Raw genomic sequence first — 17,297 nt, 5'->3', positions numbered from 1 at the left:
CACTTTCGGGCGGTCCTTCCGGAGCCGCCGCTTTTGGAAAATCTGAATGAAAGCTTCCCGTTTCTTTATCGGCACGCTGAAAGAAGCGCCCGCCGACGCCGAGATCGTCAGTCACAAACTCATGGTGCGTGCCGGCATGATCCGCCGCGTCGCCGGCGGCATCTATAACTACCTGCCGATCGGTCTGCGTTCGATCCGCAAGGTGGAAGCCATCGTGCGCGAAGAGATGAACCGGGCAGGCGGGATCGAACTGCTGATGCCGGCGGTGCAGCCGGCCGAGTTGTGGCAGGAGTCGGGCCGCTGGGAAAAGTACGGCCCCGAACTGCTGCGTTTCAAGGACCGCAAGCAGACCGACTTCGTGATCGGACCGACGCACGAGGAAGTGGTCACGGACATCGCGCGCAATCAGATCAAGAGCTACCGTCAGTTGCCGGTGAACTTCTACCAGATCCAGACGAAGTTCCGCGATGAGATCCGTCCGCGTTTCGGCGTGATGCGCGGCCGCGAGTTCATCATGAAAGACGCGTACTCGTTCGATAAGGACGCGGAAGGTCTGCGCGAGTCGTATCGCAAGATGTACGACGCGTACGTGCGCATCTTCACGCGTCTCGGTCTCGACTTCCGCGCGGTCGCGGCGGACAACGGCTCGATCGGCGGCAGCGGCTCGCATGAATTCCACGTGATCGCCGAGACCGGCGAGGACGCAATCGCCTACTGCCCGACGTCCGACTTCGCGGCGAACGTCGAGGCGGCCGAAGCGCTGCCGCTGCACGCGCAACGCGCGGCGCCGGCCGAAGACATGAAGAAGACCGCCACGCCGGGCAAGGCGAAGTGCGAGGCCGTCGCCGAGTTGCTGAACATTCCGCTCGAACGCACGATCAAGTCGATCATTCTCGCCACCGAAAACGAAGGCGCCGAGCCGACCATCTGGTTGCTGATGCTGCGCGGCGATCACGAACTGAACGAGATCAAGGCGGCCAAGCTGCCGGGTCTGGCCGACTTCCGCATGGCGACCGAGGCGGAGATCGTCGAGACCTTCGGCACGCCGCCGGGCTATCTCGGTCCGATCAACACGAAGAAGCCGGTCAAGGTCGTCGCGGACCGCACGGTCGCGAACATGAGCGACTTCGTGGTCGGCGCGAACGAGGTGGATTACCACATCACCGGCGTGAACTGGGGCCGCGATCTGCCGGAGCCGGACGTCGCCGATATCCGCAACGTGAAGAAGGGCGATCCGTCGCCGGACGGCAAGGGCGTGATCGACATCTGCCGCGGCATCGAAGTGGGTCACGTATTCCAGCTCGGCCGCAAGTATTCGGAAGCGATGAACGCGACCTGCCTCGACGAAACCGGCAAGCCGCAGCCAATGGAAATGGGCTGCTACGGCATCGGCGTCACGCGTATTCTGGGCGCGGCGATCGAACAGAACTTCGACGACAAGGGCATCATCTGGCCGGAATCGATCGCGCCGTTCGAAGTCGTGCTGTGCCCGATGGGCTATGACCGCAGCGACGCCGTGCGCGAGCAGGCCGACAAGCTGTACGCGGCACTGGTCGAAGCGGGCATCGACGTGATTCTGGACGACCGTGGCGAGCGCCCGGGCGTGATGTTCGCCGACTGGGAGCTGATCGGCGTGCCGCATCGTCTGGTGATCGGCGACCGTGGCCTGAAGGACGGCAAGCTCGAATACCAGGGCCGTCGCGACACCGAAGCAACGCTGCTGCCCGTCGAGGACGCCGCGCAAGCGGTGATCGCGAAGGTTCGCGCAGCGCTGGCAGGCTAAGCGGAGCGGACGGTGGAGTACACCTTCCTGTCCGCGACGATCCTGCTGATCCTGATCACCGATCCGCTCGGCAACATTCCGCTCTTCATCAGTTGTCTGCGCGGCGTGGCGCCGCAGCGGCGCACGATCGTGATTCTGCGCGAAGTGGCGATCGCGTTCGCGATTTTGCTGGTGTTCATGGTGGTCGGTCAGGGCTTTCTGCGCATGATGAGCCTGACCGACCAGTCGCTGCGCATCGGCGGCGGCATCGTGCTGTTTCTGATCGCGCTCAGAATGGTGTTTCCCCATCCCGACGGACCGTTCGGCGGCGACACGCGCGGCGGCGAACCGCTGATCGTGCCGCTCGCGATTCCCGCGCTGGCCGGTCCGTCGGCATTGGCCACGGTGATGCTGTTGACGTCGCAGGCGCCGGGCAAGATGTTCGAATGGATCGGCGCGCTGACCGTCACGATGATCGTCTGCGCGATCGTGCTGATGCTGGCCGAGCGGATTCAGGCCTGGCTCGGCGAACGCGCGATGATGGCGTTCGAGCGATTGATGGGGCTGGTGCTGGTGGCGATTTCGGTGGAGATGATGCTGGGCGGTATCCGGTCGTTCGTGCACCAGCTTTGAGGCGGATGAGGTAACCAGGGTCGCTGGCTCTGAACCGTCGCGCGGCAAGGTCAGCGCGCTTCCTCACCCACTGACCATGACGACGAATCGTTGCAAACAAAAAAGCGGCCCGCGAGGCCGCTTTTTGCTTTCTGGCTACTGCCCATGGGCGGTAGCCAAACAGACCCAAAACACAAGGACTTCAAGCCCCTTCGGTCAGCGCACGAATGGTCGGCAGGTTGCGCCAGTAACCCTTCGCGTCCATCCCGCAGCCGAACACATAGCGGTCCGGCACTTCGAACCCGCAGTAATCCGGACGCAGCGGCTTCGCCTTCGGAATGATCTTTTCGCACAGCACCGCGCTCAGGAAGCGCTTCGCGCCCATCGCGAGAATGCGGTCGCGGATCGCGGCCATCGTCTCGCCTTCGTCGAGAATGTCGTCGAGCACCAGCACCACGCGATCCTTGACCGACTCGGCCGGCGCCACGCGCCACTGCATCTCGGCGCCGCCCTTGGTGGTGTTGCGGTAGCGGGTCAGATGGATGTAGTCGAACTCGAGCGGAAAATCGAGGTGCGGCAGCAGCATGCCGGTGAACACCGCCGCGCCGCCCATGACCGACAGCACGAGCGGGAAGTCCTCGCTCATTTCGTTGCGGATGGCGGTTGCCATGCCGCTGATCGACGCGTTGACGTCGTCGGCCGAAACGATTTCTTCGGAGTGGCTAAAAATGTGGAGAGCTTCTTCGCGGTTCATGACGTCTGACGAGCGGTTACTGTATACATAGTGTGAATGAGGATGCCTCCAGGCAAAGGCCAAAGGCGAACCTCCAGGGGACGGCGGCGCGGTACAGAATAAACCCGCACAAACCGGAAGTCAGCGCTTTCCGATGTGCGCACGCAAAACAGGCGCGCCGTCTTGATCAAGCTTAGCGCATGCCGGGCAACATGCCCTTCATGCCGCGCATCATCTTCTGCAGATTGCCGCCCTTGAGCTTTTTCATCATGGTGCGCATCTGGTCGTACTGATTCAGCATGCGGTTCACTTCCTGCACCTGCACGCCCGCGCCGGCCGCGATGCGGCGTTTGCGGGTCGCCTTGATGAGTTCGGGTTTGGCGCGTTCGAGCGGCGTCATCGAGTTGATGATGCCTTCCATGCGGCGCATCTGCGATTCGGCCATGCCCATGTTGGCGCCCGCGGCCGCTTGCTGGAATTGCGCGGGCAGCTTGTCCATCAGCGACGACAGACCACCCATGCTTTTCATTTGGGTGAGCTGCGCGCGGAAATCGTTGAGGTCGAAGTCGCCGCCCTTCTTGACCTTGTCGGCGAGCTTCTGCGCGGCCTGCACGTCGACGCCGCGCTGGGCTTCCTCGACGAGCGCGAGAATGTCGCCCATGCCGAGAATCCGGTTCGCCATGCGATCCGGGTAGAACACTTCGAGGCCGTCGAGCTTTTCCGCGACGCCGACGAACTTGATCGGCTTGCCGGTGACGTGACGCACGGACAGCGCGGCGCCGCCGCGCGAATCGCCGTCGAGTTTGGTCAGCACGACGCCGGTGAGCGGCAACGCGTCGCTGAAGGCCTTGGCGGTGTTGACCGCATCCTGGCCGAGCATCGCGTCGACGACGAAGAGCGTTTCCGCCGGCTTCAGCTCGCCGTGCAGCGCGGCGATTTCCTGCATCATCGCTTCGTCGATACCGAGACGGCCGGCCGTGTCGACGAGCAGCACGTCATGATAGTGACGCTTGGCCCAATCCACCGCGGCGCGCGCGATGTCGACCGGTTTCTGATCCGGCTCCGACGGGAAGAAGTCCGCGCCGACCTGCTCGGTCACCGTCTTCAACTGCGCGATGGCGGCAGGGCGATAGACGTCGCACGAAACGGTCAGCACCTTCTTCTTGTACTTTTCGCGCAGCAGCTTGGCGAGCTTGCCGACCGTGGTGGTCTTACCCGCGCCCTGCAGACCCGCCATCAGGATGATGGCCGGCGGCGTGACGGCGAGATTGAGCTCGACCGCCTTGCCTTCGTAGTCACCGCCGATGATCGCGGTCAGCTCGCGCTGCACCACGCCGACCAGCGCCTGACCTGGCGACAGGCTGCTGATCACTTCTTCGCCGAGCGCCTTCTCCTTCACCCTGGCGATGAACTCGCGCACGACCGGCAGTGCCACGTCGGCTTCGAGCAATGCGAGGCGAACTTCGCGCAGCATTTCCTGGGTGTTCGCCTCGGTGAGCCGGGCTTCGCCGCGCAGCGTCTTGACGACGCGCGCCATCCGTTGAGTCAGATTGTCGAGCATGGGGAGCGATGAACAGTGCGGCCCGGCCGGTGCGCGAAGTGGAAGACGTCGCGGAGGAGGGGCCTAGTGTAAACTTCGAATATGGATATTGTACTGTATGCCCTCACTGCGCTCCTCTACGGCGGTCTCGCCGTGGCCGGCTGGCGCTCGCATCGCCACGCCGCCGTGCGCCCCATGCTCGAGAGCGTGCCGCCGGTGCCCCCGGTGCCGATCGCCGCGGGTGCGCCGGCCGCGTCCGGCATGAGTTCGTCGGGTCGCGCGCTGCTGTTCGTCGCGCTGCTCGCGCACGGCGTGCTGCTGCATACCACGATCTTCCCGCAGAACGCGATGGTGTTCGGCTTCGCGTTCGCGCTGTCGGCCATGTTCTGGCTCGGCGCGGGTATCTACTGGATCGAGAGTTTCTTCTTCCCGCTCGACGGTCTGCGTCTGCTGGTCCTGCCGCTCGCCTGCGTGGCGTCGCTGCTGCCGCTCGCGTTCAACGGCGTGCGCGTGTTGCCGTACTCGGCGGCGCCGCTGTTCAAGCTGCACTTCCTGATCGCCAACATCGCGTATGGGCTGTTCGCGATCGCGGCGCTGCACGCGATTCTGATGCTGCTGGTCGAGCGCCGTCTGCATGCAATGCGCGGCGGCGCCGCACAGCGGCAAGTTGCCGCGGCGAGCAACGGCTGGCTGTCGAGCTGGCTCGATACGCTGCCGCCGCTCCTGACGCTGGAAAAACTGCTGTTCCGTCTGATCGGCGCGGGCTTCGTGCTGCTCACGCTGACCCTCGTGTCCGGCATTCTATTTAGTGAGCAACTGGTCGACCGCGCGTTGCAGCTCGATCACAAGACCGTGTTCGCGATTCTCTCGTGGGTGATGTTCGGCGCGCTGCTGACCGCGCGCAAGGTGTCGGGTTGGCGCGGCCGTGCGGCCTTGCGCTGGGTGCTGGCGTCGTTCGTCGCGTTGTTGCTGGCGTACGTGGGCAGCCGTTTCGTCTTCGAGGTGCTGTTGCACCGTGCCGTAGTGTGAGCGTGTTCCATGCGACAAATTTTTCTGCTGATCCTGTTGTTCATCGTCGGTCAATGGCTGGTCAAGGCGCTGCGCCGTCACGACGCGCAAACCGCGCAGCGTTCGGGTAACGCGGGCAGCGGCGCGAATGGCGCCGCGGGTGCTACTAATAGTAGAGGCCATGCCGGACCGAACGGCGCCGCGCAGCCGCAACTCGCCGAGCCGATGATCCGTTGCACCGAATGCGGCGTGCACGCGCCGAAGAGCGATTCCGTGGTGGTGGCCGGGCAAGCGTTCTGCAGCTCGGCGCACGCTCAGCGTCACGGCGCGCGACCGTCGGGCCGCGACGCTCGATGAGCGTCGACGCGAACGTCGGCGCCGGCATCAATCCGGAAGTCAATCCCGACGTCAGCGCCGACACCGGCTTCACCGTCGATGCCGGCGGCTGGGTCGACGCCGCCCGCAAACTCCCCTCGCCGAATTTCGAAGCGCGACCGGCCGGCGCCGAGCCGACGCTGATCGTCGTGCACAACATCAGCCTGCCGCCGAACGAGTTCGGCGGTACGGCGATCGCCGAGCTGTTCCTCAACACGCTCGACTGCGACGCGCACCCGTACTACGACACCCATCTGCGCGGCGTGCGCGTCTCCGCGCACTTCGTGATTCATCGCGACGGCACGCTCGAGCAGTTCGTGTCGTGCAACGAGCGCGCGTGGCACGCGGGGCCGTCGAATTTTTTCGGCCGCGAGCGCTGCAACGATTTCTCCATCGGCATCGAGCTGGAGGGCAGTGACACCACGGCCTTCGAAGCGGCGCAATACCGCACCCTCGGCACGCTCGTGAACGCGTTGAAGACCCGCTATCCGGTCGCGGCGCTCGCCGGTCACTCGGACATCGCGCCTGGCCGCAAGACCGATCCCGGTCCCCATTTCGAGTGGCAACGTCTGCAGCGGGACACCGCGCTCGACGCTCGGTATTTCCCCTATCTCAAGTTTTCCGCGACGCCGTAACGGCACTTCGCGCAATCGCGCGCGATGCTCGGAGAACAAGGCGCAGCCTCGTTCTCCGCGAGGTCCCGTCGCCGCGCGCGATATGAAAAGTCAACCCCGGCGGGCCAAATAAATCGATTTGACCTGTCTTGAATATCCACTATACTTGGTGCCGAGAAATCAGTTTTGCACTACATCTTGTGTGGTGCTGTGCATAACCGTGTGCATAACCGTGTGAATAACCGGGTGCACAACTGAGTGGATAAGTCGCGGCGCCCCGCTCTCCGAGTACGGCGCCGCAAGCATTCCGGGCAGAGAAAAAAGATTCCTGTCGCGCGGCCGGCGAGACCACCGGCGGCATCCAAGAAGCATTCAGGAAAGGGGCTTGGCAAGTGATCGCGACACGCACGTTGAAGACCGTCGTCAATTCGAATCAGGCTTCATCGCAGTCGCATCCCGCCAGCTGGCTTGGCCGGCCTTCTTCCTGCACCTCATCGCTTGCGCTCGCGGCGGCGCAGCGTTCGTTTTAATCCGCGGCCTTCCCCCGCACCATTTCCAGGACCAGGAGCTTTGCACATGCAAACCACCGACAACGCGACGACCCGCTACGAGGGTTCATCGACTGGCCAGGCCTTCGGCCAGGCACAAGGCGCTCCGGCGCTCGCGCCGCAAGCGACCTACGCCGACTACAGGGTGATCCGCCGCAATGGCAGCGTCGTGTCGTTCGAGCCGTCGAAAATCGCGATCGCCGTGACGAAGGCGTTCCTCGCCGTCAACGGCGGTCAGGGCGCGGCGTCGGCGCGGGTGCGCGAACTGGTCGAGCAACTCACGCAGAACGTGGTGCGCGCGCTGGTGCGCAGCCGTCCGAACGGCGGCACGTTCCATATCGAAGACATTCAGGATCAGGTCGAACTCGCGCTCATGCGCGGCGGCGAGCACAACGTCGCGCGTGCGTACGTGCTGTATCGCGAGAAGCGCACGCAGGCGCGCGGTCACGACGAGCAGGTGGTGGCCAGCACGCCGGGTCTGAACGTCACGGACAACGGCGTCACGCGTCCGCTGGATCTGGCCGCGCTGCGCGGCATCATCGAATCCGCGTGCGCGAACCTGGGCGACGCGGTGAGCGCCGATCCGATCATCGCGGAAACGGTCAAGAATCTGTACGACGGCGTGCCGATGAGCCAGGTCTACGACTCGGCGATTCTGGCCGCCCGCACGATGATCGAGAAGGACCCGGCATACAGCCAGGTCACCGCGCGCATCCTGCTGCACACCATCCGCCGCGAGATCCTCGAAGAGGAAGTCACGCAGGCCGAAATGGGCGAGCGCTACGTCGAGTACTTCCCGCAGTTCATCAAGCGCGGCGTCGACGCCGGCCTGCTGGACGACAAGCTGCAACAGTTCGACCTGAAGCGTCTGGGCGCCGCGCTCGACGCGAACCGCGACTTCCAGTTCGGCTACCTCGGTCTGCAAACGCTGTACGACCGCTACTTCCTGCATCACGACGGCGTGCGCATCGAGCTGCCGCAAGCATTCTTCATGCGCGTCGCGATGGGCCTGTCGCTGAACGAGATCGACCGCGAAGCGCGCGCGATCGAGTTTTACAACGTGCTGTCGTCGTTCGACTTCATGTCGTCCACGCCGACGCTGTTCAACTCGGGCACGCACCGCTCGCAACTGTCGTCGTGCTATCTGACGACCGTTGCCGACGACCTCGACAGCATCTACGAAGCCCTGAAGGAAAACGCGCTGCTCTCCAAGTTCGCCGGCGGCCTCGGCAACGACTGGACCCGCGTGCGCGCGCTCGGCTCGCACATCAAGGGCACCAACGGCAAGTCGCAAGGCGTCGTGCCGTTCCTGAAGGTGGTGAACGACACGGCAGTCGCGGTGAACCAGGGCGGCAAGCGCAAGGGCGCGGTGTGCGCGTACCTGGAATCGTGGCATTTGGACATCGAGGAATTCCTGGAGCTGCGCAAGAACACCGGCGACGACCGCCGCCGCACGCACGACATGAACACGGCGAACTGGATTCCCGACCTGTTCATGAAGCGCGTGATGGAAGGCGGCGACTGGACGCTGTTCTCGCCGTCCACCTGCCCGGACCTGCACGACCTGTTCGGCGCGGACTTCGAAAAGGCGTACACGGCTTACGAAGAGAAAGCTGCGCGCGGCGACATCAAGCTGTTCAAGAAGATTCCGGCCGCGCAACTGTGGCGCAAGATGTTGGGCATGCTGTTCGAAACCGGCCACCCGTGGATCACGTTCAAGGATCCGTGCAATGTGCGCTCGCCGCAACAGCACGTCGGTGTCGTCCACTCGTCGAACCTGTGCACGGAAATCACGCTGAACACCAGCGACGCCGAAATCGCCGTCTGCAACCTGGGCTCGGTGAACCTCGTCGCGCACTTGAAGGAACAGGCCGACGGCACGCTGGCGCTCGACCACGAAAAGCTCAAGCGCACCGTCAGCGTCGCGATGCGCATGCTCGACAACGTGATCGACATCAACTACTACGCGGTCGCCAAGGCGCGTAATTCGAACCTGAAGCATCGTCCGGTCGGCATGGGCATCATGGGCTTCCAGGACTGCCTGCATCTGCTGCGCACGCCGTACGCGTCGGAAGAAGCGGTCAAGTTCGCCGATACGTCGATGGAAGCGGTCTGCTACTACGCGTACTACGCGTCGACGGAACTGGCGCAGGAGCGCGGCCGTTACTCCAGCTACCGCGGTTCGCTGTGGGATCGCGGCATCCTCCCGCAAGACTCGCTGAAGCTGCTGGCCGAAGCGCGTGGCGGCTACGTCGAAGTCGACGCGAGCGAATCGATGGACTGGACCGAACTGCGTTCGCGCATCGCCCAGTACGGCATGCGCAACTCGAACTGCGTCGCGATCGCGCCGACGGCGACGATCTCGAACATCATCGGCGTGTCGGCTTGCATCGAGCCTACGTTCCAGAACCTGTATGTGAAGTCGAACCTGTCGGGCGAATTCACGGTGGTCAACGACTACCTGGTGCGCGACCTGAAGGAACGCGGTCTGTGGGACGAAGTGATGGTCGCCGACCTGAAGTACTTCGACGGCACGCTGTCGCGCATCGACCGCATTCCGGCCGACCTGCGCGCGATCTACGCGACCGCGTTCGAGCTCGATCCGGTGTGGCTGGTCGAGGCGGCGTCGCGTCGTCAGAAGTGGATCGACCAGGCGCAGTCGCTGAACATCTACATGGGCGGCGCGTCGGGCAAGAAGCTCGACGAGATCTACAAGCTCGCATGGGTGCGCGGTCTGAAGACGACCTACTACCTCCGCACGATGGCGGCGACGCACGTCGAGAAGTCGACGGTCGCGCACGGCGCGCTGAATGCAGTGAGCTCGGGCGGCGGCGAAGGTTCGGGCGGCGCGGCAGGTGGTGCGGCCGGTGGCTTCGGTGCGAACGGCGGTGCGTCGACGGGTGGTCTGCAAGCGGCGGCGGCAGCGCCGGCGATCGCGGTCGAAGCGGCGCCGGAAGCGGATGGTCCGGTGTGCATGATGCGTCCGGGCGACCCCGGCTTCGACGAGTGCGAAGCCTGCCAGTAAGCGTCGCGATTCACGCGAAGTTGATGGCAGGAGCGCTGCTTGCTGATGGGTCGTAGGTGAAGACCCGCATGCGGGTGAGCAGCGCGGCAAATGAAGTCGAAGCAGAAGTCGAAGCAGTAGAGAAGTAGACGGGTGGTGCGGCGATGTGAAACAGAACCGCGCCGCTCGTCGGCGGGTAGCGAAGCAGGGCGAGTGGTTGAACCTCGCGACGTGCGGGCAGCGAGTCGAAGCAGGTGTACGACACGACGACGGCACGGCTCGCGAATACCTCGCAGGTGACTTGCACGTGCGCGGTGAGCAGCCAGTGCGACGGCGCCCCGGTAGTAGATCAGCAGTCAGCAGTCGGCAACACCCGACGTAGCGCGCGGCACAGCGCGCCAGAGCAAACGCTTCGATCGAGAGGCCGAGCAACGCAGCCGGCCGATGCTTCGTTCGACACCGCATTGAACTTCACCGCGTCGGCACTGACGAACAGGGCAAGTGAAGGCAACACGCAGAGGCGAAAGCGGGACGCGCGCAAGGCCACGCGAATCATCGCGGGACCTTCGCGATGAGCACGGTGAAGAGCACCGCCGGGAGCAACGCGAAGCGCAACGCAGCGAACACCGCGACGGCGCAAAGCAAACGCAGGTTGCCGCGAGCGCGCTCCGCAATACAGATAGATAGAGCAGCGAAACGTCTCGTGAAGACGTTGCGCTTCGAGCTCGCGAAGCACCTCGACGACACACGTTCAACTCGCTTCATGTGAGACCACTCACACAGTCCGTCGAACAAAGTGTTGTATGAACGTAGCAACGCGAATCGAAAACAGGATTTTTCATCAGCGAACTCTTTTATCGCTCGTGAAAAGATGGTACAAACCGTTCTAAATTGATGGTGACATTTATGCTTAACTGGGATGACGAGATCACTGCCGTACCTCCCTCGAGCGGCGCGCAACAAGATGTGTTGCGCAGCGCTGCGGGATCGGCTGTCGGTTCGCAAGTCGGAATGCGTTCCGCTCCTCATGCTCCCTCGGCTCAAGACGTGTTCGCGAACGACATCGCAGTCGCTCCCGTGACTCACGGCGCCGCTGCCGCGAATGGCACGGCCGCCGTTTCGGAAGCGCGAGTCAACGTCGCCGACAAGCGCATCATCAACGGCCAGACCGACGTCAATCAGTTGGTGCCGTTCAAGTACAAGTGGGCCTGGGAAAAATACCTGGCAGGCTGCGCCAACCACTGGATGCCGCAGGAAGTGAACATGTCGCGCGACATCGCTCTGTGGAAAGACCCGAACGGTCTGACCGAAGACGAGCGCCGCATCGTGAAGCGCAACCTCGGTTTCTTCGTGACGGCCGACTCGCTCGCCGCCAACAACATCGTGCTGGGCACCTACCGCCACATCACGGCGCCCGAATGCCGCCAGTTCCTGCTGCGCCAGGCGTTCGAAGAGGCGATCCACACGCACGCTTACCAGTACATCGTCGAATCGCTGGGCCTCGACGAAGGCGAAATCTTCAACGCGTATCACGAGGTCACCTCGATCCGCGCGAAAGACGAATTCCTGATTCCGTACATCAACGTGCTGACCGATCCGGCTTTCCAGACCGGCACGCTCGAGACGGACCAGACGCTGCTGCGCTCGCTGATCGTGTTCGCCTGCGTGATGGAAGGCCTGTTCTTCTACGTCGGCTTCACGCAGATCCTGGCGCTGGGCCGTCAGAACAAGATGACCGGCGCGGCGGAACAGTACCAATACATCCTGCGCGACGAGTCGATGCACTGCAATTTCGGCATCGACCTGATCAACCAGATCAAGCTCGAAAACCCGCAACTCTGGACGGCCGAGTTCCGCGCGGAAATCCGCGAGATCTTCCAGCAAGCGGTCGAACTCGAATATCGCTACGCCGAAGACACGATGCCGCGCGGGGTGCTCGGCCTCAATGCTTCGATGTTCAAGAGCTATCTGCGCTTCATCTGCAACCGCCGTTGCCAGCAGATCGGTCTCGATCCGCTGTACCCGAACGAGGAAAACCCGTTCCCGTGGATGAGCGAGATGATCGACCTGAAGAAGGAACGCAACTTCTTCGAGACGCGAGTGATCGAATATCAGACTGGCGGCGCGCTGACCTGGGAGTGATCCGGGTTCGTACCGCAGATGCATTCATCGATGGGGATGCCGCAGGCCTTCGCCGCGGCAATTTTGGTTAGGAGCAAAACCGCCTGATGCAAAGCTTGCCCGGTGCGCCGCGTGCCTTCGCGGCCCACAAACATGACTGGCACTTTGCGAACCCTTCAGTGGGATGGGCAAACTTCCCCCCGGAAAAAGCCGTTGGCGTTGTCGCCGGCGGCTCGATCAAGCAATTGCCGGCGTCGGGATTCGACGCCGAACAGATCTGGCGCGCGGTGCCTTTTGGCACGGCGCGCCTTACCGCATTCATTAGCGTAAGCGCGCGGCACCTGCGTACGCCGATGAATAGCCCGCTTCGTAGCGCGCGCCCTGAGAAGCGTCCGCGGGAAGCGGGTTTTGACGAAGGGTGTAGTTTGAACTGACTCTCATCTGAAAACCTGAAGGAGAAAATGATGGCAACGATCAAGAAAGCGGCAGCTAAGAAACCCGCAGCGAAGAAGGCCGTAGCGAAGAAGGCAGCACCGGCCAAGAAGGCCGCTCCGGCGAAGAAAGTCGCTGCGAAGAAGGTCGCGGTGAAGAAGGTTGCAGCGAAGAAGGCAGCGCCGGCGAAGAAGGTTGCAGCGAAGAAAGCTGCACCGGCGAAGAAAGTCGCTGCAAAGAAAGTCGCAGTGAAGAAGGTTGCAGCGAAGAAGGCAGCGCCGGCGAAGAAAGCAGCACCGGCAAAGAAAGCCGCAGTGAAGAAGGTTGCAGCGAAGAAGGCAGCACCGGCGAAGAAGGCCGCAGCGAAGAAGGCTGCACCGGCTAAGAAGGCTGCTGCGAAGAAGGCTGCGCCTGCGAAAAAGGCTGCTGCTAAAAAGGCTGCGCCTGCGAAGAAGGCTGCCGCGAAGAAGGCCGCGCCTGCTGCCAAGAAGGCTGCGCCTGCTGCGAAGAAGGCCGCACCTGCGAAGAAGGCTGCCGCTCCCGCGAAGAAGGCTGCACCTGCGAAGAAGGCTGTCGCCAAGAAGGCAGCGCCGGCACCCGCAGCAACGGCTGTGACGAGCGCAGCGCCGGCAGCGACGGTGAAGACCGCGCTGAACCCGGCAGCGGCATGGCCGTTCCCGACGGGCAGCCGTCCGTAAGCGCTCGCCGAGCGTTGGCAGTACTTCGACACATCGCCTGATGTGTCCGATGATCGGGTAGCGCTTGCGGTTGGTTGGGCGAGCGCTACGCGGTCAGGATCCCGTTGCCGGTTTCTCCACGGCGACGGGATTTTTTTCGCCTGGCGCTTTAGCGCTTCCTGGCGTTTATCGAGCCGTTCCGTTCGCGCTGTTCGTATAGCGGCGCGTGTTGCTGGACTCAAACTTAAACTCGAGCTCGACGACACCAACACCGACCCAGGCGCAGGCGAAAAAAAACGCATGCACAGGGGAGGGCATGCGTGTGAGGTCGCCGCGGCCAGGCCGCGCGAGAGGGGAAAACTTTAGTGCGTGACGCGCGTGACGCCACCGCTCGAGAGCAAGCGCACGCGGTCGCCGGCGCGGAAGATTTCGCCGGTCGCGCTTTGCGTGATGGCGCGCAGGTCGCCGTTGTCGAGTCGCACGGTGATCTCGAGACCGTCGTGGACCGCGACGCCGTTCTCGACGGCATTGCCGGCCACCGCACCCGCCAGGCCGCCGATGATGCCCGTGACGATCGAGCCGCGACCACCGCCGAGCGCACTACCGGCCACCGCGCCCAGGGCGCCGCCGCCGATCGCGCCGATGCCGCTCGGCTGGCCGTTGTTCGAGCTGATCTTCACCGCGCGCACGCTGTCGACGGTGCCCATGCGGACCGTCTCTTCACGTTGTGCCTGCGACGCCGTGTAGACGTCGGCGGAACTGCTGTTATACGCGCACCCCGACATGGCCAGTGAACCCGCGATCAAGGCGGCCACCACCATGCGACTCATTGTTCTCATTGCCTAACTCCAATAGCTCCCGGCATTACGGCAGGTCATATCCAAACGCCTGCTTGAACCGTTCGTTGATCTCCGCCCGCGTGGGCGCATAGTTTTGCGGACCCTGGCACTCGATCTTCAGCGCGCCCATCAGGCTCGCGAGACGGCCGGTGGTCGCCCAGCCGAGCTTGTTCTCGATGCCGTACAGCAGGCCGCCGCGAAACGCGTCGCCGCAACCGGTGGGATCGAGCACCTGCTTCGCCTTGACCGGCGGAATCTCTTCGATGCCGTCCGCGTGATGAATTTGCGAGCCGTGTTCGCCGAGCGTGACGATCAGTGCGTCGACCTTGCCGGCGATCTCTTCGATCGACCAGCCCGTTTTGTTGCTCACCAGTTTGGCTTCGTAATCGTTGACAGCTACGTAAGTGGCAAGTTCAATCATGCGCCGCAGCGTCGCGCCGTCGAAGAGCGGCAGACCTTGGCCGACGTCGAAGATGAACGGCACGCCGGCCGCCGCCAGGTGCTCGGAATGCTGGACCATGCCGTCGAAGCCGTCCGGCCCGACGATCGCGAGCGTGATGTCCTTCGCCTCGTCCGCGCGATTCAGATGCGACTGCATCATCGCGCCCGGATGGAACGCGGCGATCTGGTTGTTCTCGAGGTCGGTGGTGATCATCGCCTGGGCCGAGTGCGTGTCCGGCACCACCAGCACGTTTTCCGTCGACAGACCGAGCTGCTTGAAGCGATCCATGTACAACTGCGCGTCGACCGAGCCGAGCGTGCCCATGATGCGCGCGTCGCCGCCAAGCAGATGCAGCGAGTAGGCCATGTTGCCCGCGCAGCCACCGAACTCGCGGCGCATGGTCGGCACGAGGAAGCTGACGTTCAGGATATGGACCTGCTCCGGCAGGATGTGCTCCCGGAAGCGGCCTTCGAAGGTCATGATGTTGTCGTAGGCGAGCGAGCCGCAAATGAGCGTAGCCAAGGCGAGTGTTCCCGTAAAAACAATGAAGAAAGCGCACGACGATACGACAGCGCCGCGCATGAAGCGCGGCGCCGGGGTTCATGCGCGAAGGTGTTACTTCAGCGCGGCGAGGGCTGCGTCGTAGTTCGGTTCGTCCTTGATCTCACCGACCAGTTCGGCGTGCACGACCTTGTCGTTCTCGTCGACGACCACCACGGCGCGCGCCGTCAGGCCGGTCAGCGGACCGCTCGTCACGTCGACGCCGTACGCTTGCGCGAACTCGTGGCCGCGGAACGTGGATGCCGTGACGACGTTTTCGATGCCTTCGGTCGTGCAGAAGCGCGACGCGGCGAACGGCAGGTCGCCCGACACGACGATCACCGCCGTGTTGGTCAGCTTGGCCGCGGCTTCGTTGAACTTGCGGGTCGACGTCGCGCAGGTCGGCGTGTCGAGGCTCGGGACGATGTTCAGCACTTTGCGCTTGCCGGCGAAATCGGCGAGCGACAGCGTCTTCAGATCCTTGCCGACCAGCGAGAAGGCGGGGGCGCTTTGACCCACCGTCGGGAACGTGCCGGCTACGTCGATCGGGTTGCCGCCTAGCGTGACTTGGCTCATGTTTCAGTGCTCCGGAAAATTCGTCAGTGATGACGGGAAATGCGCCCGGCCGTGGCCGGTCGCGCGAGGATGCGCGATCGGCCGCGAGAGCGCGTTAAGGATAGAAAATCTGTACGCGGAAATTGGAGGCCACCGCGTTGCCGGTATCGAGATGGACGATCATCGTCTGCGTGGTGCGGGCCGGCAGGCCGGCCGCGATCGCGGTGCCGGGTGGTACGTAGTCTTGCGGCCACAGCACGCGGCGCACGGCGACGTTGTTCTGATCGTCGAGCAGCGTGAGTTCGATGGCGGGATAGGCGAGCGCGACGTTGAAGCGGTTGCGCAGCGGCATCTTCAGTTCGAGCTTGTGCGGACCGTCGATCTGCCGCAGATCGGACGGCTCGACCTGCAAGCCGTCGATGTCGTGCGGCGGCGTGACGATGCAGCCGAGTTTGGCGCAGGCTTTGGCGTAGAGCGTCTGCGTGCTGGGGAAGTACACCAGCACGGTTTCGCGTTGCCACCAGGCGAGTTGCGCGAGCAGCGCGAGCACCAGCAGCACCGCCACCACCACGCCGCCGATGAGCCAGCCGAGCCGGCGCGGTTCCGCCGGACGGGTTTCGCGTACCACCGGGAAAGGATCGACGCCGTCGTTGACCGGCTGAACGGAGAAGGGCTCGCCGCTGGAGGCAACGGATGCGGGGGAGAAGGCGGTGGGGTCGTCGGCGTCGGCGGTTGCGTGCGCGCTCGTCGCGTTGGCACCGGCGCTGGCGCTGTAGCTGTGGCGCGATGTCGTGGCGTCCTCGGTTGCATAGGCTTGCGCGCCGGCCGCCGCGCCGAGTTCTGCTTCGGCGCCAAAAGCCGTTGCGCCGAAGCGCGGCTCATTGTCGGGCATGCCGTGCAGGCTGGCCGACTCGGGCAGAACCGGTTCGTCGAACGAAGGATCGGCCGAGCGTTCGGTCTTGTGCCAGACACGCGGCGCTTCTTCCGCCGCCGGCTCGCTGCGGTACGCGAACGGTTCGAGCGGTGCATCGGCGAGTGCCGATTCGTTTTCGTGATCTTGATCGTGTGGATGTTCGTCGGAGAGCGGCGTGCCGGTTGTGGCCGCCGCCGATCCGGCTTCGCTCGCGTGATGCGGCGTGACCGCTACGCCGGCATGAGCGGCGGCCGGCGCGAGCGGAACATTGTCGGCGTTGTGCAGCAGACGGTCGTCGATCGCGGCGTCCGGCGCCGGCGCCCACGGGTCCCAGGCTTCGGCGCTGAAGTCGGGGCTTTTGGCGCGCACGCCGGAAAGGGCTTCGATCGCGGCGGCGGCTTCGACCGGTTTCGCGGTGGAAAAGTCGCCACCCTCGGTGACGTCGAACAGGCTGCTCGATGCGTCGAATACTTCATGGCAATGACCGCAACGCACGAGACCGCGGCGCAGCGCGAGCTGCGCCGGTTGCAGGCGGAAGACGGTTTCGCAGAAGGGGCAACGCGTCGCCAGGAGCATATTGAG

16 protein-coding genes are annotated in these 17,297 nt (G+C 63.9%); 9 read left to right on the top strand and 7 right to left on the bottom strand.

Annotation, left to right across the window (positions count from 1 at the left end):
• Positions 1–46: 46 nt before the first annotated feature.
• Both LFL96_RS16970 and LFL96_RS16965 read left to right on the top strand, forming a co-directional pair.
• Positions 47–1,783, top strand: a complete 1,737-nt coding sequence (locus tag LFL96_RS16970; protein WP_280996367.1) for a proline--tRNA ligase — start codon at positions 47–49, stop codon at positions 1,781–1,783.
• 12 nt (positions 1,784–1,795) lie between these two features.
• The gene (locus LFL96_RS16965; RefSeq protein ID WP_280996366.1) at positions 1,796–2,395 is read left to right on the top strand and encodes a MarC family protein; all 600 of its coding nucleotides are present in this window, start codon (positions 1,796–1,798) and stop codon (positions 2,393–2,395) included.
• Positions 2,396–2,576: 181 nt separating this feature from the next.
• On the opposite strand, the gene LFL96_RS16960 is transcribed toward LFL96_RS16965, so the two are convergent.
• The gene (locus tag LFL96_RS16960) at positions 2,577–3,128 is read right to left on the bottom strand and encodes a hypoxanthine-guanine phosphoribosyltransferase (RefSeq protein WP_280996365.1); all 552 of its coding nucleotides are present in this window, start codon (positions 3,126–3,128) and stop codon (positions 2,577–2,579) included.
• Positions 3,129–3,300: 172 nt separating this feature from the next.
• Positions 3,301–4,668, bottom strand: coding sequence for a signal recognition particle protein (gene ffh / locus LFL96_RS16955; protein WP_280996364.1), 1,368 nt, complete (start codon positions 4,666–4,668; stop codon positions 3,301–3,303).
• Between the two features lie 81 nt (positions 4,669–4,749).
• Here ffh and ccsA point away from each other — a divergent pair, with 81 nt between their 5' ends.
• The 4 genes from ccsA (at position 4,750) to LFL96_RS16935 (ending at position 10,217) form a co-directional block, all read left to right on the top strand.
• The gene (gene ccsA / locus LFL96_RS16950) at positions 4,750–5,676 is read left to right on the top strand and encodes a cytochrome c biogenesis protein CcsA (RefSeq protein WP_280996363.1); all 927 of its coding nucleotides are present in this window, start codon (positions 4,750–4,752) and stop codon (positions 5,674–5,676) included.
• A 9-nt stretch (positions 5,677–5,685) separates the two neighbouring features.
• The gene (locus tag LFL96_RS16945) at positions 5,686–6,012 is read left to right on the top strand and encodes a PP0621 family protein (protein WP_280996362.1); all 327 of its coding nucleotides are present in this window, start codon (positions 5,686–5,688) and stop codon (positions 6,010–6,012) included.
• Positions 6,009–6,665: a 1,6-anhydro-N-acetylmuramyl-L-alanine amidase AmpD gene (gene ampD, locus LFL96_RS16940; RefSeq protein ID WP_280996361.1), complete on the top strand. Its 657-nt coding sequence runs from the start codon at positions 6,009–6,011 to the stop codon at positions 6,663–6,665. The genes LFL96_RS16945 and ampD overlap by 4 nt, the downstream gene beginning before the upstream one ends.
• Positions 6,666–7,220: 555 nt before the next feature.
• The gene (locus LFL96_RS16935; protein WP_280996360.1) at positions 7,221–10,217 is read left to right on the top strand and encodes a ribonucleoside-diphosphate reductase subunit alpha; all 2,997 of its coding nucleotides are present in this window, start codon (positions 7,221–7,223) and stop codon (positions 10,215–10,217) included.
• Positions 10,218–10,227: 10 nt separating this feature from the next.
• Here LFL96_RS16935 and LFL96_RS16930 read toward each other — a convergent pair whose 3' ends face one another.
• Entirely contained in the window at positions 10,228–10,503 is a 276-nt protein-coding gene (locus LFL96_RS16930) for a hypothetical protein (RefSeq protein ID WP_280996359.1), read from the bottom strand.
• Positions 10,504–11,102: 599 nt separating this feature from the next.
• On the opposite strand from LFL96_RS16930, the gene LFL96_RS16925 reads away from it, so the two are divergent.
• From LFL96_RS16925 to LFL96_RS16915, 3 genes are all read left to right on the top strand, one after another.
• A complete protein-coding gene (locus tag LFL96_RS16925; protein WP_280996358.1) occupies positions 11,103–12,338 on the top strand; it encodes a ribonucleotide-diphosphate reductase subunit beta in 1,236 nt (411 codons plus the stop codon).
• 86 nt (positions 12,339–12,424) lie between these two features.
• Positions 12,425–12,751, top strand: a complete 327-nt coding sequence (locus tag LFL96_RS16920) for a hypothetical protein (RefSeq protein WP_280996357.1) — start codon at positions 12,425–12,427, stop codon at positions 12,749–12,751.
• Positions 12,752–12,781: 30 nt separating this feature from the next.
• Positions 12,782–13,447, top strand: a complete 666-nt coding sequence (locus LFL96_RS16915) for a histone H1-like repetitive region-containing protein (RefSeq protein ID WP_280996356.1) — start codon at positions 12,782–12,784, stop codon at positions 13,445–13,447.
• A gap of 341 nt (positions 13,448–13,788) precedes the next feature.
• On the opposite strand, the gene LFL96_RS16910 is transcribed toward LFL96_RS16915, so the two are convergent.
• The 4 genes from LFL96_RS16910 to LFL96_RS16895 all read right to left on the bottom strand — a co-directional run bounded on the left by LFL96_RS16910 (position 13,789) and on the right by LFL96_RS16895 (position 17,291).
• Complete coding sequence (locus tag LFL96_RS16910) at positions 13,789–14,265, bottom strand: glycine zipper 2TM domain-containing protein (RefSeq protein WP_280996355.1); 477 nt, start codon at positions 14,263–14,265, stop codon at positions 13,789–13,791.
• 25 nt (positions 14,266–14,290) lie between these two features.
• Entirely contained in the window at positions 14,291–15,229 is a 939-nt protein-coding gene (locus LFL96_RS16905; RefSeq protein ID WP_280996354.1) for a carbohydrate kinase family protein, read from the bottom strand.
• Positions 15,230–15,322: 93 nt separating this feature from the next.
• Positions 15,323–15,823, bottom strand: coding sequence for a thiol peroxidase (tpx, locus tag LFL96_RS16900; RefSeq protein ID WP_280996353.1), 501 nt, complete (start codon positions 15,821–15,823; stop codon positions 15,323–15,325).
• A gap of 94 nt (positions 15,824–15,917) precedes the next feature.
• Complete coding sequence (locus LFL96_RS16895; RefSeq protein ID WP_280996352.1) at positions 15,918–17,291, bottom strand: zinc-ribbon and DUF3426 domain-containing protein; 1,374 nt, start codon at positions 17,289–17,291, stop codon at positions 15,918–15,920.
• Between the last annotated feature and the right edge of the window lie 6 nt (positions 17,292–17,297).

Source organism: Paraburkholderia sp. D15 (assembly GCF_029910215.1).
Lineage (GTDB): Bacteria > Pseudomonadota > Gammaproteobacteria > Burkholderiales > Burkholderiaceae > Paraburkholderia.
This window is presented reverse-complemented; position numbering and strand designations above follow the sequence as displayed.

What these genes read in the sequence shown, in the direction of transcription:
- LFL96_RS16970 (WP_280996367.1), top strand. Translation starts at nt 47, where the DNA reads ATGAAAGCTTCCCGTTTCTTTATCGGCACGCTGAAAGAAGCGCCCGCC.
- LFL96_RS16960 (WP_280996365.1), bottom strand. Translation starts at nt 3,128, where the DNA reads ATGAACCGCGAAGAAGCTCTCCACATTTTTAGCCACTCCGAAGAAATC.
- ffh (WP_280996364.1), bottom strand. Translation starts at nt 4,668, where the DNA reads ATGCTCGACAATCTGACTCAACGGATGGCGCGCGTCGTCAAGACGCTG.
- ccsA (WP_280996363.1), top strand. Translation starts at nt 4,750, where the DNA reads ATGGATATTGTACTGTATGCCCTCACTGCGCTCCTCTACGGCGGTCTC.
- LFL96_RS16945 (WP_280996362.1), top strand. Translation starts at nt 5,686, where the DNA reads ATGCGACAAATTTTTCTGCTGATCCTGTTGTTCATCGTCGGTCAATGG.
- ampD (WP_280996361.1), top strand. Translation starts at nt 6,009, where the DNA reads ATGAGCGTCGACGCGAACGTCGGCGCCGGCATCAATCCGGAAGTCAAT.
- LFL96_RS16935 (WP_280996360.1), top strand. Translation starts at nt 7,221, where the DNA reads ATGCAAACCACCGACAACGCGACGACCCGCTACGAGGGTTCATCGACT.
- LFL96_RS16925 (WP_280996358.1), top strand. Translation starts at nt 11,103, where the DNA reads ATGCTTAACTGGGATGACGAGATCACTGCCGTACCTCCCTCGAGCGGC.
- LFL96_RS16920 (WP_280996357.1), top strand. Translation starts at nt 12,425, where the DNA reads ATGCAAAGCTTGCCCGGTGCGCCGCGTGCCTTCGCGGCCCACAAACAT.
- LFL96_RS16915 (WP_280996356.1), top strand. Translation starts at nt 12,782, where the DNA reads ATGGCAACGATCAAGAAAGCGGCAGCTAAGAAACCCGCAGCGAAGAAG.
- LFL96_RS16910 (WP_280996355.1), bottom strand. Translation starts at nt 14,265, where the DNA reads ATGAGAACAATGAGTCGCATGGTGGTGGCCGCCTTGATCGCGGGTTCA.
- tpx (WP_280996353.1), bottom strand. Translation starts at nt 15,823, where the DNA reads ATGAGCCAAGTCACGCTAGGCGGCAACCCGATCGACGTAGCCGGCACG.
- LFL96_RS16895 (WP_280996352.1), bottom strand. Translation starts at nt 17,291, where the DNA reads ATGCTCCTGGCGACGCGTTGCCCCTTCTGCGAAACCGTCTTCCGCCTG.